At 67.0% G+C, this 14789-nt stretch carries 13 protein-coding genes; 9 read left to right on the top strand and 4 right to left on the bottom strand.

The window, feature by feature from the left end; genetic code table 11:
- Positions 1-8: 8 nt before the first annotated feature.
- From ACPV3N_RS00835 to ACPV3N_RS00870, 8 genes are read left to right on the top strand one after another with little or no spacing between them, the layout of a single operon-like run.
- A complete protein-coding gene (locus tag ACPV3N_RS00835) occupies positions 9-1031 on the top strand; it encodes a P-loop NTPase family protein (protein ID WP_440113308.1) in 1023 nt (340 codons plus the stop codon).
- Between the two features lie 4 nt (positions 1032-1035).
- The gene (locus ACPV3N_RS00840; RefSeq protein ID WP_440113311.1) at positions 1036-2658 is read left to right on the top strand and encodes a preprotein translocase subunit YajC; all 1623 of its coding nucleotides are present in this window, start codon (positions 1036-1038) and stop codon (positions 2656-2658) included.
- Positions 2659-2688: 30 nt separating this feature from the next.
- A complete protein-coding gene (locus ACPV3N_RS00845) occupies positions 2689-3834 on the top strand; it encodes an XrtA/PEP-CTERM system-associated ATPase (RefSeq protein WP_440113313.1) in 1146 nt (381 codons plus the stop codon).
- A gap of 16 nt (positions 3835-3850) precedes the next feature.
- A complete protein-coding gene (locus tag ACPV3N_RS00850) occupies positions 3851-4738 on the top strand; it encodes an XrtA system polysaccharide deacetylase (RefSeq protein WP_440113316.1) in 888 nt (295 codons plus the stop codon).
- Positions 4735-5793: a FemAB family XrtA/PEP-CTERM system-associated protein gene (locus ACPV3N_RS00855; protein ID WP_440113319.1), complete on the top strand. Its 1059-nt coding sequence runs from the start codon at positions 4735-4737 to the stop codon at positions 5791-5793. Before ACPV3N_RS00850 ends, ACPV3N_RS00855 begins: the two co-directional genes overlap by 4 nt.
- Entirely contained in the window at positions 5793-7016 is a 1224-nt protein-coding gene (locus tag ACPV3N_RS00860; RefSeq protein ID WP_440113321.1) for a TIGR03087 family PEP-CTERM/XrtA system glycosyltransferase, read from the top strand. The genes ACPV3N_RS00855 and ACPV3N_RS00860 overlap by 1 nt, the downstream gene beginning before the upstream one ends.
- Positions 7006-7998, top strand: coding sequence for an exosortase A (gene xrtA / locus ACPV3N_RS00865; protein WP_440113324.1), 993 nt, complete (start codon positions 7006-7008; stop codon positions 7996-7998). The genes ACPV3N_RS00860 and xrtA overlap by 11 nt, the downstream gene beginning before the upstream one ends.
- A gap of 11 nt (positions 7999-8009) precedes the next feature.
- Positions 8010-9905: an XrtA/PEP-CTERM system amidotransferase gene (locus ACPV3N_RS00870; protein ID WP_440113327.1), complete on the top strand. Its 1896-nt coding sequence runs from the start codon at positions 8010-8012 to the stop codon at positions 9903-9905.
- A 9-nt stretch (positions 9906-9914) separates the two neighbouring features.
- Here the strand turns inward: ACPV3N_RS00870 and ACPV3N_RS00875 are convergent, their stop codons facing one another.
- From ACPV3N_RS00875 to ACPV3N_RS00890, 4 genes are all read right to left on the bottom strand, one after another.
- Positions 9915-10613 carry a pirin family protein gene (locus tag ACPV3N_RS00875; RefSeq protein WP_440113330.1) on the bottom strand — a complete coding sequence of 233 codons (699 nt, stop codon included), beginning with the start codon at positions 10611-10613 and terminating at the stop codon, positions 9915-9917.
- A 69-nt stretch (positions 10614-10682) separates the two neighbouring features.
- Positions 10683-11798 carry a cell division protein ZapE gene (zapE, locus tag ACPV3N_RS00880; protein WP_440113333.1) on the bottom strand — a complete coding sequence of 372 codons (1116 nt, stop codon included), beginning with the start codon at positions 11796-11798 and terminating at the stop codon, positions 10683-10685.
- Positions 11795-12262 (bottom strand): PaaI family thioesterase, encoded by a 468-nt coding sequence (locus ACPV3N_RS00885; protein WP_440113336.1) that lies wholly within the window; start codon positions 12260-12262, stop codon positions 11795-11797. Before ACPV3N_RS00885 ends, zapE begins: the two co-directional genes overlap by 4 nt.
- A gap of 3 nt (positions 12263-12265) precedes the next feature.
- The gene (locus ACPV3N_RS00890; protein WP_440113339.1) at positions 12266-13048 is read right to left on the bottom strand and encodes a succinate dehydrogenase iron-sulfur subunit; all 783 of its coding nucleotides are present in this window, start codon (positions 13046-13048) and stop codon (positions 12266-12268) included.
- Positions 13049-13195: 147 nt separating this feature from the next.
- Here ACPV3N_RS00890 and ACPV3N_RS00895 point away from each other — a divergent pair, with 147 nt between their 5' ends.
- Complete coding sequence (locus ACPV3N_RS00895; RefSeq protein ID WP_440113342.1) at positions 13196-14761, top strand: oligosaccharide flippase family protein; 1566 nt, start codon at positions 13196-13198, stop codon at positions 14759-14761.
- The last annotated feature ends 28 nt before the right edge of the window (positions 14762-14789 follow it).

The raw sequence follows: 14789 nt of genomic DNA on the forward strand, positions 1-14789 counted from the left end.
CGGGCAAGATGACCGAACAGACCAGGATCCTGCTTCCGGGCGAACCGCCGGAAGATCCGGGCACTGGTTCGCTGCTGGAGCGCGCAAGCGGGGCTTTCGGGCTGGATCCCTTCCGCCCGGCAAAGATGCCCGAACGGCTCGAGGAACCGCCGGCGAAACGCGCGGGAGTCTCCAGGCACGAGGCTGCCTCGGCTGCAAGAACGGCGACTGGTGCGGACAGGGGCGAGGCTGGAGCATCCGGCGATCTGCCGCCGGCACCCCCGCGCGCGGTCGCGTCGCCCGTAAACGAGAAGCCGGTCCGATTTTCTGGCCCCCGTCACTCGATCGATCGCGACAGGCTGGCCGATCGCGGGATCATCGTACCCGAAGCTGGGGCGACCGCGCTTCTCGAGGAGTTTCGCATCGTCAAGCGCGAGGTCATCGCCGCGGCCAATGCGGCCGGCGACGCAAGTTCGCGCCGGGTGCTCGTCTGCTCGCCGCACCCGGGAGAAGGCAAGACGTTCTGCGCAATCAACCTTGCCGTCGCGATGGCTGGCGAACGCGAGCGCGAGGTTCTGCTGATCGACGCGGATTTCGCCAAGCCCTCGGTACTGTCGACCCTTGGCTTGCCCAAGCGCCCGGGCCTGATGGATGCGCTCGCGGACCGCTCGGTCGAAGTCGAAAATCTCGTGCTCGCGACCGACATTCCGGGACTGTTCGTGTTGCCAGCCGGCGAACAGAGCACGGCCGACAGTGAATACCTGGCCAGCGCACGCACCGCCGAAGTTCTCGACCGACTGACGCGCGGTGCACCGCACCGGATGATCGTGTTCGACAGTCCGCCGGCACTGGCGGCATCGCCGGCGGCCGAGCTTGCCAAGCATGTCGGCCAGGCGCTGCTCGTCTGCCGCGCCGACCGGACCGGGCGCAGTGCGCTCGAGGATGCAGTGCGTCTGCTCGGCTCGTGTCCCGACATCAAGCTCCTGCTCAACGCGGCGCATTTCAGTCCGAGCGGGCGAAAATTCGGAACGTACTATGGTTACGAGGGGTAGGGCGGTGAACCGGACAGCCATTGCACTCGCTTGCGCCATGACGGTCGCGGCGGTTCCCGCCCATGCACAGGAACGCGGTTCCGACGACGGCCGAAAGGCGGTGCGCATCGGTCCCTATGTCGAGGCGAGTCACGTCCTCGCCGCCGAACTTTCGCCCGGGGACGATACCGTTACATACAGTCAGGCGGCGGTCGGGGTCGACGCCAGCGTGCAGGGGCGCCATAACGGCGGTTCGGCTTCGATCCGCTACGAGCGGACATTCGGTTACGACGACCGGGTCTCGGACAGCTCAACCCTCAGCGGCCTCGCGCGCGGCTACGCTACTGTCGTTCCCAACGCGCTCACGCTGGAAGCGGGCGCACTCGCTACGCGAACGCGGGTAGAGGGCAATGGCGCCACTTTCACTCCCGTCCGTAGCGATCCCGCGGAAAGCCGCATCTATTCGGCCTATGCCGGACCCGCCCTGCACACGAGCGCGGGAGAGGCAGAAATCAACGCCAACTACCGGGTCGGTTATACCCGCGCCGAGGCGCCCGACGCTGTCGCACTGGCACCCGGCGCGGCGCGGGTCGACGTGTTCGACGAAAGCGTGGTCCAGAGCGCCAACGTTCACGCCGGACTCAGGCCGGGGGCGCCCCTGCCGGTGGGTATCGGGGTGGGAGCAGGGTTCTACCAGGAGGACACCACCACCCTCGATAGCCGCGTTCGCGACCTTCACTGGCGCAGCGACGTGACGGTTCCCCTCGGACCCAGCCTCGCGCTGGTCGGGGGTGTCGGATACGAGGATGTCGAGATCTCGAACCGCGACGCCGCGCGCGACGCCGCGGGCAACCCGCTGATTGGCGCCGATGGCCGCTTCGTAACCGATCCGTCGTCGCCGCGCAGGCTTGCCTATGACGTTTCGGGCCTGATCTGGGACGTGGGCGTCGTCTGGCGCCCATCGAGCCGCACTGCGGCCGAAGCACACGTCGGCAAACGCTACGATTCGACGACCTACTACGGCAGCTTCGCCTGGGCACCCGATACCCGGACGTCGGTGAACCTGTCGGTCTACGACGGGATCTCGGGTTTCGGCGGATTGCTGACGAACGCGCTTGCCGCCCTGCCGACCGACTTCGCGGCCATCCGCAACCCGGTCACCGGCGATCTGCAGGGTTGCGTCAGCGCGACCCAAGGTGGGGGCTGCCTGACCGGCGTGCTGGGTTCGGTCCGCTCGGCTATTTTCCGCGGGCGCGGCGTGCAGCTTGGCGTTTCAAAGCGGGTCGGCCGGATGTCGGGCGGGATCGGCGCAGGCTACGACCGTCGCCGGTTCATCGGCGCACCCGGCACCGTGCTCGCCGCGGCTAACGGCGTTGTCGACGAAAGTTACTGGGTTGCGAGCTATCTGACCGGCCAGTTGAGCCCGCGCGACAGCTTTACGGTCAATTCGCGTATCCAGTGGCTCAAGAGCGGCATTGCCGGCGGAGGGGATGCGACCGTGCTCGGCGCCGCTGCCGCCTATCGCCGGTACATCGACAGCGGACTGTCTGCGAACGCCGCGATCAGCCTGGATCGGTTCGAAAGCGACACCGCAGGCCGCGACCTGTCCACAGCCGCCGCGCTGCTGGGCCTGCGCTACGACTTCTGACGACGACCGTAACGGAACTGAGAGAAGAGCATGTTCGACGATTTCTACGGTCTTTCGGCCCGGCCCTTCCAGCTGACGCCCGATCCGAACTTCTATTTCGAGAGCGGAACGCACCGCAAGGCGCTGAGCTATTTGGGCTACGGGCTGGCGCAGGGCGAAGGCTTCATCGTCATCACCGGCGAGGTGGGCGCGGGCAAGTCGACGCTGGTGGCGCACCTGATGCGCAGGATCGATCCCAGCCAGCTTACGGTCGGACAGATCGTCACCAGCAACCTCGATGGCGAGGAAATGGTGATCTCGGCCGCGCAGGCGTTCGGCATCGATCTGGCCGGGAGCGGCGACAAGGCCGCCGCGCTCGCCGCGATCGAGGGGTTTCTTCAGGACGAGGCGCGCGCGGGTCGCCGCTGCCTTCTTGTGGTCGATGAATCGCAAAACCTCAGCGTCGAGGCGCTGGAGGAGCTGCGCATGCTGTCAAACTTCCAGCTGGGCGCACACCCGCTGCTCCAGACGCTTCTGCTGGGGCAGCCGGAATTCAGGCAGGTGCTGGCCGACCATGCGCAGCTCGAACAGCTGCGCCAGCGCGTGATTGCCGCGCACCACCTCGATGCGATGGAGCGCGAGGAGATCGAGCCCTACGTGAGCCACCGGCTCAAGTGCGTGGGCTGGTCGGGCAATCCGGCCATCGACCAGCGGGTCTTCGCGGACCTGCACGAGGCGACCGGCGGAATTCCGCGAAGGGTCAACCAGATGATGAGCCGGCTGCTTCTGCTCGGCGCGGTCGAGAAGCGCACGCGACTCGATGCGGCGATGCTGTCGTCGATCCGCAAGGAAATGCAGGACGAGAGCACGTTCCCGATGGCGGCGCCCAATCCTTCGTCGAAGCTGTCGGCGCCCCCCGCGGCCGGACCGATCAAGCACGCCTTTTCGTCCGCCGCGATGCCGGGGGCCGAGGTCGAGAAGCTTCTCGCGGACCGGGATGCACGCATCGCCGAGCTTCAGCGGGCGATTGCCGATCTCGGCCGATCGCGACCTGCCTCAATCGGGGCCGACGAGGCTTGGCAGCAGCGTCTTGCGGAACTCGAAGAACGCGTCGCGGAGCAGGACGGCGCAGTGCGCCGCATGCTGGCGCTGCTGATCGACTGGCTCGAAGGCGAAACGCCGCGCGCCGCGGCCTGACAGGAGAACTGCCGACATGGCGGCCCTGACCGTCCCCTCACGCAAGATCGTCAACGGCCTTTCGGTCGACGTCGAGGACTGGTTCCAGGTCGGCGCGTTCGAGGACGTGATCGCGCGCGATGCGTGGGAGCGGCTGCCTCTCCGCGTGGCCGACAACGTGCTGCGCGTGCTCGACCTGTTTGCGGAAGCCGATGTGAAGGCAACATTCTTCACGCTGGGCTGGGTGGCGCAGCGCAACCCCGAACTGATGCGCAGAATCGCGGATGCCGGACACGAGATCGCGAGCCACGGGTGGGACCACGCCCGGGTACACTCGCTCGACCGCAAGAGTTTCGGCGCTGATATCGCACGGGCGCGCAAGGTGCTCGAGGACGTCACCGGCGCTCGGGTGACCGGTTATCGCGCGCCGAGCTTCTCGATCGATCAGCGCACCCCGTGGGCCTACATGGAACTCGCCGATCAGGGGTATGCCTACAGTTCGTCGGTCGCGCCGATCGCGCATGACCATTACGGCTGGCGCGAAGCGCCGCGGTTCGCCTTCAACCCCCTACCGTGGAGCCAGCTGGTCGAGATCCCGGTAACCACGGCCATGCTGGGAGGCCGGCGTGTCGCGGCGGGCGGCGGCGGGTTCTTCCGGGTCCTGCCTTACGCATTCAGCCGCTGGGCGATCCGCCAGGTCAACCGGACCGAGCGCCGTCCCGCGGTGTTCTATTTCCACCCCTGGGAGGTCGACCCCGACCAGCCGCGCGTTCCCAATGCCCCGATGCGTTCCCGGTTGCGGCACTATACCAACCTCGAGAAAATGGCCGGCAAGCTGCGCGAACTGGTTCACGAGTTCGAGTGGGGCCGGATGGATATGCTGGCTCACCGGGAAGCGAGCCGCGCGACGAGCCTCGCGGCATGAACGCGCCGTTCGCCCACACGGCCGAAACTATTGCGCGCGCGGACCTCGACGACCCGGGCGAAGCGGCCCGCATCGAGCGGTTCGTGGAGCAGCACGGAGGCACCCCTTTCCATCGACCGGCATGGCTGCGCGCGGTGGAAGCGGGGACGGGGCAGCGCGCGCTGGGCCTTCTCGCCGAAAAGGACGGCACGCTCACGGGCTGGCTGCCGCTGACCGAAGTCCATTCACCGTTCTTTCCGCGCGCCCTGGTGTCGAGCGGCTTCGCTGTCGGCGGGGGACCGCTTGCTTCCACGAAAATGGCCGCGCATCGCCTCTGCATCGCCGCGACCGAACTGGCCGAACGGCGCGCATGCGCCTCGGTCGAACTGCGGGGGGGCGCGGCACCCGGTGACTGGGCGCACCATGCAACCAGTCACGCGGGATTCGCAGCGCCGCTTGCGGCAGACGACGAGGCGCAACTGCTCGCAATCCCCCGCAAGCAGCGAGCCGAAGTGCGCAAGGGACTGGCGACGGACTTCGCGGTGGAGATCGGGAAATGCGGTATCCACCGGTCCGCGCACTACCGGGTCTATGCGACCAGCGTGCGCAACTTGGGCACGCCCGTCTTCCCGCGTTTGCTGTTCGACGCGGTCCTCGATGCGTTCGACGCCGACATCCTCACGCTGCGCCTCCGGGGCGAACCGGTCGCCAGCGTGCTCAGCCTCTATCATCGCGGGGCGGCGATGCCGTACTGGGGCGGCGGCACGTTCGCAGCGCGTGCTTCCCGCGCCAACGAGCGGATGTATTTCGAACTGATGCGCCACGCGCGCGAGCGTGGCTGCGATACCTTCGATTTCGGGCGCTCGAAAGTCGGCAGCGGGGCCTACGCCTACAAGAAGAACTGGGGTTTCGAGCCTCGTCCGCTGGCATATGCGACCTGGTCCGCCCAGGGGGCGGAAGCGCGCGATGTCGACCCGACGAGTACCGCTCACTCCGCCAAGATCGCGCTGTGGAAACGGATGCCACTCGCCGTCGCAAACCGCCTGGGGCCGACGATCGCGCGCGGGCTGGGTTGATGGGCGAGACGCTTTTCATCGCGCACCGGATTCCGTTCCCGCCGGATCGGGGCGACAAGATCCGGTCGCATCACCTGCTCAAGACGCTTGCTTCACTGGGGCCGGTCCACGTCGCGACGCTGGGAGAAACCCGGGCCGATTTTGCCGCTGAGCCGCGGCTCGCCGGTATCGCGCGGACCCATTGTCTCGCGCGCCGTCCGCCGAACCTTGCCCTTGCGGGAGCGCGCGCCATGCTGGCCGGCAAGCCGGTGAGCCTGACGGCGTTCGAAAGCGCCGAACTCAGGCGCTGGATCGGCCGCACGCTGGCCGACCGTCCGATCGAGGCGATCTTCGTGTTCTCGGGCCAGATGGGGCAATACATCCCCGATGACTTCGCGGGACGGGTCATCATCGACCTGTGCGACGTCGATTCGGCCAAGTTCGAGGCCTATGCCCGCGACCGGGGCGGGGCGCGCGGCTGGATCGATGCGCGCGAGGCGCGCCTGCTCGCGGCGGAAGAGGCGCGGCTCGTCGCCCGCGCGGACACGACCCTTCTGGTAAGCGCGGCCGAGGCCGACCTGCTGCGGGGCCGGGTGGCCCTTCCGCTGGCCGACATTCGCGCGGTCGGAAACGGTATCGACACGGAGCTGTTCGACCCGCTGGCCGTTGCAGGCCATCCGCAGCTGGCCGCCGCGGCGGGGGCACAGATGGTTTTCACCGGGCAGATGGATTACCCGCCCAACGTCGCCGCGGCTGTCCGCGCGGCGCGCTTCATCATGCCGCTTGTGCGCGAGCATCACCCGCATGCCCGCTTCCACGTCGTCGGGCGTGCGCCGTCGGCAGAGGTTCTCGCGCTCGACGGCGTCAACGGTACGCGGGTCTGGGGCGAAGTCCCCGATGTCCGGCCGTTCCTGGCTTCGGCCGACGTCGTGCTGGCGCCGCTCTCGATCGCGCGGGGCGTGCAGAACAAGGTCCTCGAGGCGATGGCGATGGCGAGAGCGGTCGTCCTGTCCGGCGCGGCCGCCACCGGAATCGGTGCCGTCGATGGGCTGCACTACTCGATTGCGGACACCGACGAGGGTTTCTCGCGCACGGTCGTCGAACTGCTCGCCGACGGACCGCGCGCGCGCAGGATCGGGGCAGCGGCCCGCCGCTTCGTCGTCGAGGAGAAGGGTTGGGAAGCTGCACTCGCCCCGCTCACCCAATTGTTGCAGGAGGGAAATGGAACCCGCGATGCGGCCTGAGGTTGCCAACGCAATCCCGGTTTCCGCGCGTTCTGCCCGGAACGCGGGCCTGACCCGTCTCGCGGCCGTCTGGGGCGCGCTGTTCGGTCTGACCTATCCCGAGTGGCGCGAGATGGCGCACCAATGGTGGGACATCGATACCTATCACCACATCTTGCTGGTGCCCCCGATCCTCGGCTGGCTGGTCTGGTTGCGGCGGGACGAGCTGACGAGGATCGTTCCGGACGCGTGGTGGCCCGGACTGGCCTGGTTAGCCGGGGGCCTCGGGCTGTGCCTGGCCGGCCGCGTGGCCGACGTGAACCTGGTCGCGCAAATCGGGACCGTCATGGCATTCCAGGGCGCCGCGATCGGCTTGCTCGGCTTGCGCACCGCCCTCGTCCTGGCCTTTCCGCTGGCGTATGCCGGGTTCCTCGTCCCGTTCGGTGATGAGATCGTTCCCGCGCTCCAGCATGTGACAGCAAGGCTGGCCGTCGCGCTGACGCACCTTTCGGGCGTGCCCGCGGTGATCGATGGGCTCACCATCGACACTCCCGGGGGCAGGTTCCTCGTCGCCGAGGAATGTTCGGGCGTGAAGTTTCTCATGGCCATGGTCGCGATCACCTCGCTAGCCGCGTGGACCGGTTTCAGCACGTGGCGGGCGCGCATCGTGCTGGTCGCGGGGGGGGCGGTGATCTCCGTACTCGCCAACGGCCTGCGGGCGTGGGGGACGATCTTCATCGCGCAGTGGATCGGCGCGGAACGTGCCGCGGGCTTCGACCACATCGTCTACGGGTGGATCTTCTTCGCCATTGTCATTGCCGGGGTCCTTGGCGCGGCCTGGAAGTTCTTCGATCGCGATCCCGCCGACGCAGGGCTCACCGCAGCCGGTGCCGCAATCCATCCTCTGATCCGGTTCGAGCGACACGCGGTCCCTGCCAATACCGCCATTTCCGCGATCGTTCTGGCCGCGATCGTCTTTGCCGCGCTCGGCCTCGTGGTCTAGGCACCCCGCCGATGTGCGGAATTGCGGGAATATTCCACTGCGGTACGCCCAAGCCGGTCGACCCGGCGCGGGTAAGGGCGATGACCGACGTCCTCGCGCACCGGGGGCCCGACGGCGAAGGGGTGTGGAACGCGCCGGGCGTCGCGCTGGGGCACCGGCGGCTCTCGATCATCGACCTGGCCGGCTCGCCGCAACCGATGGCGAGCGCCGACGGCCGGGCGATGATCGTCTTCAACGGCGAGATCTACAATTTCCGCGAGCTGCGCCGCGAGCTCGAACAGGTCGGGGCGCGCTTCCGTACGGAAGGTGATACCGAAACGATCCTCGCCGCCTGGCAGAAGTGGGGGCCGGATTGCCTGGCGCGGCTACACGGCATGTTCGCCTTCGCCTTGTACGACCTCGACAAGAAGACCCTGTGCCTGGCGCGGGACCGGCTGGGGGTGAAGCCGCTCTTCACCGCGCAGCTCAGCGACGGGAGCCTCGCCTTCGCATCCGAGCTGAAGGGCCTGCTGGCGCATCCCCTGCTGCGGCGCGAGGTCGACCCGCTTGCGGTCGAGGATTACCTTGCCTGGGGATACGTGCCTGATCACCGGTCATTGCTGAAGGGCGTCGAAAAACTGCCTGCCGGGCACTACCGACTGCTGCGGCACGACGCGCCGCCCGCCGCACCGACACGCTGGTGGGACGTGAGTTTCCTGGAAAGACGCGGCGAGAGCATCCGCGATCTCGAGGCGGAATTGCTGTTCCGGCTGCGCGAGGCAGTGTCGAGCCGCATGGTGGCTGACGTGCCCCTCGGCGCGTTCCTGTCTGGCGGGGTCGACAGCTCGAGCGTGGTCGCGTTGATGACGGAAGGATCGCGCGATCCGGTGCGAACCTGTTCGATCGGGTTCGACGAAGCTGCGCTTGACGAGACCAGCCATGCCCGCACGGTAGCCCGGCGATACCGGACCGACCATCGTGAGCGAGTGGTCGCGAGCGACGATTTCGCGGAGATCGGGCGCCTTGCCGCGATGTTCGACGAGCCGTTTGCCGATGCCTCTGCCTTGCCGACCTGGCGGGTCTGCCAACTGGCCCGGGAAACCGTTACGGTGGCATTGTCGGGCGACGGGGCGGACGAGGCCTTCGCAGGGTACCGGCGCCAGCGATTTCACGCGAACGAGGAAAGGGCCCGGGCGCTGCTTCCCGCGCGCTTCCGACAAGCGACATTCGGCGCGCTCGGCGCTTTGTGGCCCCAGGCGGACTGGGCCCCGCGCCCCTTCCGCGCACGAACTACCTTCCGGTCGCTCGCGGCGAGCGGCGAGGACGGATATGCGCTGGCGCTGGCGGTTACCCCGCCCGAACTGCGGGCTGGGCTCTACACCGCCGGGATGCGCGGTGAACTAGGCGATTATCGGGCCGAGCAGCCCCTGATCGACCTGATGAAGGCGGCACCTGCGCGGTCAGGCCTCGACCGGGCGCAGTACGCAGACCTCAAGTTCTGGTTGCCGGGCGACATCCTGACGAAGATTGATCGAACCAGCATGGCTGTCAGTCTCGAGGCGCGAGAGCCGCTGCTCGATCACCGCCTCGTCGAATTTGCGGCCGAATTGCCCGAGCGGCTGCGGATCAGGGCCGGACAGGGCAAATGGCTGCTTAAGCACGCCATGGAGCGGTTCTTGCCCGAAGAGGTGCTCTATCGGCCCAAGCAGGGCTTCGTCGTGCCGATCGCCCAGTGGCTCCGCGGGCCTCTGGCAGGCGAGGCACGCAGCATCGGCCGGGGAGCGGCCCTTGCCCGAACCGGATGGTTCGACGGAGACCGGATCGCAGAGATCGCCGAAGCGCACATCGCGGGACGGTCCGACCATTCGCGTCTGCTGTGGCAGCTGCTGATGCTCGACCGCTCGCTGGCAGCGCTACGGATCGCCTAGTGCCAGCAGCTAGCGGGAATCGACGAGCACGAGTTCGGCATCCTCGATCGCTTCGACCTCGATCGCGTCTTCGCCGGTGATCGCCACGCCATCCCGCGCGGCGGCCTCCTTGCCGTTCACCCGGTAGCGTCCCTCGACCGCAACCAGATACTGATGCCGCGCCGGGTCGGCAGCGAAGCGGATTGTTTCGCCGGCCGCGAGCGTGGCTGCCATGACCCTGGCGTCGGCCCTGATCGGAAGCGCGTCGTCCGCCTCGGGCGTGCCGCTTGCCAGCACGGTCCAGTTGCCCGACCGGTCGCCGCGCGGAAATTCCCGCGTTCCCCAGTTGGGCTTATCGCCCGGGCGATCGGGGATTATCCACAGCTGGAACAGCGTCGTCGGCTCGTCCTCGAGATTGTATTCCGCATGGGTGATGCCGGTGCCCGCGCTCATCACCTGTACGTCGCCCGCGACCGTGCGCCCGCGGTTGCCTAGCGAATCCTGGTGACTAATCGCGCCCGAATGAACGAAGGTCACGATTTCCATGTCGCGATGCGGGTGGGGCGGAAAGCCGCTTTTCGCGGCGATGTGGTCGTCGTTCCATACACGCAGATGTCCCCAGCCCATGCGGTCGGGATCGTGGTAATCGGCAAAGCTGAAATGAAAGCGGGTGTCGAGCCAGCCGTGGCTGCGGTGCGCGAGAGTGTCGTGCGGTCGGATGTCGATCATTACGATGGCCTGCCTCGGCGGGGTGTTAGCGCCGGAATAGTGCCTAGATTGGGTCTGCGGCCGGCCGGTTCAACCGTCCACGCCGTGACCGTGCGCCATGTAATCCGCGCTGCGCATTTCCTCGAGCCGGCTCACCGTGCGAACGAATTCGAAGGCGCCGTCGCCCTGCCGGTAGAGATCGTCGGGTTCGGTGGCCGCGGTGACGAACAGCTTCACGTTGTGCTCGTAGAGCGCGTCGATCAGCTTTGTGAAGCGGATCGCTTCGTTGCGGTTGTCGGGCCCCATCCTCGGCACGCCGACGAGAATCACGGTGTGGTACGCGCGCGCGATCGCCAGGAAATCGGCAGCGCCGCGGTTTTCGCCGCAAAGACGCCTGAAGCTGAAGACCGCCACACCCTTGAGGCTCTTGGGTACATGGAGCGAGCGTCCGCCCCCGAGATCGAGTTCGGCGCTCGGCACGTTGTCGGCATCCTCGGGCCTGTAATCGGTGAGGCGGAAGAACGCTTCGCGGACCTGCGCGGTGGATTCTGCACCCAGCGGGCTGTGCCAGGTCTCGATTCCTGCCAGGCGGTCGAGCCGGTAATCGACCGGTCCGTCCAACGGAATGACGTCGAGCTTTTCCTCTACCATTGCGATGAAGGGGAGGAACAACGATCGGTTGAGCCCGTCCTTGTATAGGTCGCGTGGCGGACGGTTGCTGGTGGTGACGACGGTGACCCCCTCGTCGACGACCAGGGCGGTGAACAACCGCCCCATGATGGCCGCATCGGCGGTGTTGGTGACGACCATCTCGTCGAACGCCAGGCAGCGCACGTCCTGTCCGATACGCGCGGCGACCGGTGCGATGGGATCGCCGGTTTCACGCGCACGCTCCTCGCGGATCATCGCGTCGACCTCGAGCATGAAGGCGTGGAAATGGACCCGGCGCTTCGCGGTGATTGCCAGCGTGTCCACAAACAGGTCCATCATCATCGATTTGCCGCGCCCGACGCCTCCCCACATGTAGACGCCTCGGGGCGGGGCGCTCTTGCGGGCGAACAGCTGGGAGAACAAGCCGCCTGGTCGTTCGGTCTCGAGCTCGCGTTCCAGCACGGCCAACCGCTCGGCGGCGCGGCGCTGGTCTGGATCGGGCCTCAGTTCACCCGCCGCGATCAACCGTTCGTACCGGGCGATGAGGCCGCTCACCTCGACGGCCGAGGCTTCATCTTGCGCACTATGCCCGAGAACGAGGCGACCGCGTCTTCGTCCTGCACGACCTCGCCGCGCACGAACACCAGGCTGCCGGTTTCGCGTACGATCTGGCACACTGCGTCGAGCGGCCGTCGCGGGTCGCCCGCGCCGACGAACTGGGTCGACAACTCGATCGTCACCGATGGACCCGCGTTGCCCGTGCCGATCGTGTGCATGGTGGTGAATAGCGAAATGTCGATCAGCGCGAGCGTAACCGCGCCGTGGATCATGCCCTGCAGGTTTTCGTGGCGACGTTCAGGAAACATGCGCAGCCGGCTGCGACCGTCGTCGTCGACCCGGGTGACGAGCTTTCCCATCACCGCGCCGTTGAACAGCGACTGGTCCTTGAGGTTCCAGTGCCGCCACCCCGGGTTGTCCGGGTCGGGGCCGTGCTCGAAAACCTCGTCTCGCAACGCCACGCGTCAGATGTGCCGTTCGGCTTCCATCTTCTTGATCTCGGCGATGGCCTTGGCCGGGCTGAGACCCTTGGGGCACACGTTCGAACAGTTCATGATCGTGTGGCAGCGATAGAGCCTGAACGGGTCCTCGAGCGCATCGAGCCGTTCGCCCGTCATCTCGTCGCGGCTGTCGGCAAGCCAGCGGTAGGCCTGGAGCAGGATGGCGGGTCCAAGGAACTTGTCCGAATTCCACCAGTAGCTCGGGCAGGCGGTGGAACAGCAGGCGCACAGGATACACTCGTACAGCCCGTCGAGCTTCTCGCGCTGTTCAGGGGTCTGCAGCCGTTCCTTGCCGCTCGGGGTGGGGCTGACGGTTTGCAGCCACGGACGTATGCTCGCGTACTGGGCGTAGAAATGGCTGAAATCGGGGACCAGGTCCTTGATCACTTCCATCGCGGGAAGGGGGGTGATGCGCACTTCGCCCTTCAGGTCCTCGATCGCGGTGGTGCAGGCGAGGCCATTCCTGCCGTCCATGTTCATCGCGCAGGATCCGCAGATGCCCTCGCGGCACGAGCGGCGGAAGGTAAGCGTCGGATCGATCTCGTTCTTGATCTTGATCAGCGCGTCGAGGACCATCGGCCCGCAATCGTCGAGATCGATCTCGAACGTGTCGTAGCGCGGGTTTTCACCGCTGTCCGGATCGAACCGGTAGATCTTGAACTTCCTGATCCGCCCACCGCTCGCCGCGGCATGGTTGCGGCCCTTGCCGGTGATCTTCGAGTTTTTCGGAAGGGTGAAAGTGGCCATGACGCGCGAGGTCCTGCAACGGATACGTGAATCCCATCTAGCGCCTCGCTGGAGGAGGGCAAGGGCGGACGCCTCTCTGCTGCGCGCTGCCGACTGTCGTGGCGCGCTTCCCTTGCCATGCATTTGCCACTAGGGGCGCGCTGCAAAATGAGCCAGAGCGCCGCCCCTCCCGAAACCGCCGCCGAGACCGTCGACAGTCGCCGCGTCGCGCGCGGCCTGGGTTCGACGATCCTCGCCCGGATGGGCGCGGTTGTCGAGATCGTGGCGCAGCCGCTCTACGTTCTCATGTTCGGCCTCGCCGGGTACGGCATGTACGCGGTGATGTGGGCAACGGTAAACCTGATCGAGAACGTGTTCGATCTGGGCATGACGACCGCCATGCAACGTACCGTGCCCAAGTCGGCGTCGGATGCCGAAGCGATCGAAGCATTGCGCACCGCGCTCCTGTTCGGTGTGGGCCCGTGCGTCGTGGTGGCAGCGCTGATATCGATCTATGCGCCGATGCTGGCTCCGCTGCTCAACGTCGCGGTGGAGGACGAACACCTCCTGATCCCCGCCGTACGCACCTTCGTGTGGACACTGCCGCTATGGGCCTTTGTCGAGATCGCCACCTCGGCCCTTCGGGCGCGCATGGTGTTCGGTGCCGAGATCCGTCTGCGGATCGTCTGGGAGCAGATCATCCGGCTCGTTCTTGCCGGCCTGTTTTTCCTCGCGGGATACGGGCTCTTCGGCCTGTTCGTCGCGCACATCCTCTCGCTGATTGCGACGGCCATCCTGTGCGTGCGGCTGCTGCGTCGATACTACCGGCTCGACCTTCTGCTGAAAGGCGACTGGTGGGGCGAATGCGCACGGCACACTTTCTGGGCGGGTCTGTCGATACTGCCGTCGAACGTCGTCGCCCGCATCTTCAGCGATTCGCCCACCCTGATCCTCAACCAGTTGCTGCCGGGTGCGGCAGGCGCGCGCGCGTCCGGCCTGTTCACCATTGCGCGAAAGCTGTCGAGCGTCGTCCAGCTCGTGCGGATCGCGTTCGTCTATGTCATGGCCCCTCTGACCGCGAGCGCCGAGCGGACCGATCGCGCGCAGGTCGAGGCGATCTACAGCTACGCGGTACGTGTCATCGTCGCGATCGCGTTTCCCCTTGCCGCGGTCATCGCGGGCGGGCGGTATTCGATCCTCAGCCTGTTCGGAAAACAGGCCGACATCGCCCAGGCGGCGGTCGTGATCCTGGTTTTCGGCCGGGCATTCGAAGCCACGCTGGGCATTTCGCTACCGGTTCTGCAGGTAATTGCGCACTACAAGCACCAAATCACGGCCAGCGTCTTCGGGGTCGCTGTGGCGGTGCTTGCCGGGCGCGAGATAATCGGGCCCCTCGACCCGCTGACCGGGATCACGCTGGCGATGGCGATCGGGTTCGTGGTCATGGCGACGATTCCGCTGGTCCAGCTGTTCATCACCGAAAGGCTTCATCCGTTCGACCGGCGCTTTCCGATCGTGGCGCTGAAAGTCGCCGCGGTCGCCGTGATCGGGGGAATCGCCGCCGAAGTGGCGTCGGCCTTGCCTGATGAGGCCGCGATCCCCACGATCCTGTTGATCGCCGTTGCAGCGATCTGGAGTTCGCTCCGGCTGACATTGCCGCTCGACGACCGGGCGTCGCTGGGCAAAGTGGCGCGGCGGCTCCGGCTAGTCCCCCCCGGAACGCCGGTCCATTGACGCGACAGGGGCCCGCCCGCTAAGGGCG

This window comes from Tsuneonella sediminis (assembly GCF_051912845.1).
Taxonomy (GTDB): Bacteria; Pseudomonadota; Alphaproteobacteria; order Sphingomonadales; family Sphingomonadaceae; genus Tsuneonella; species Tsuneonella sediminis.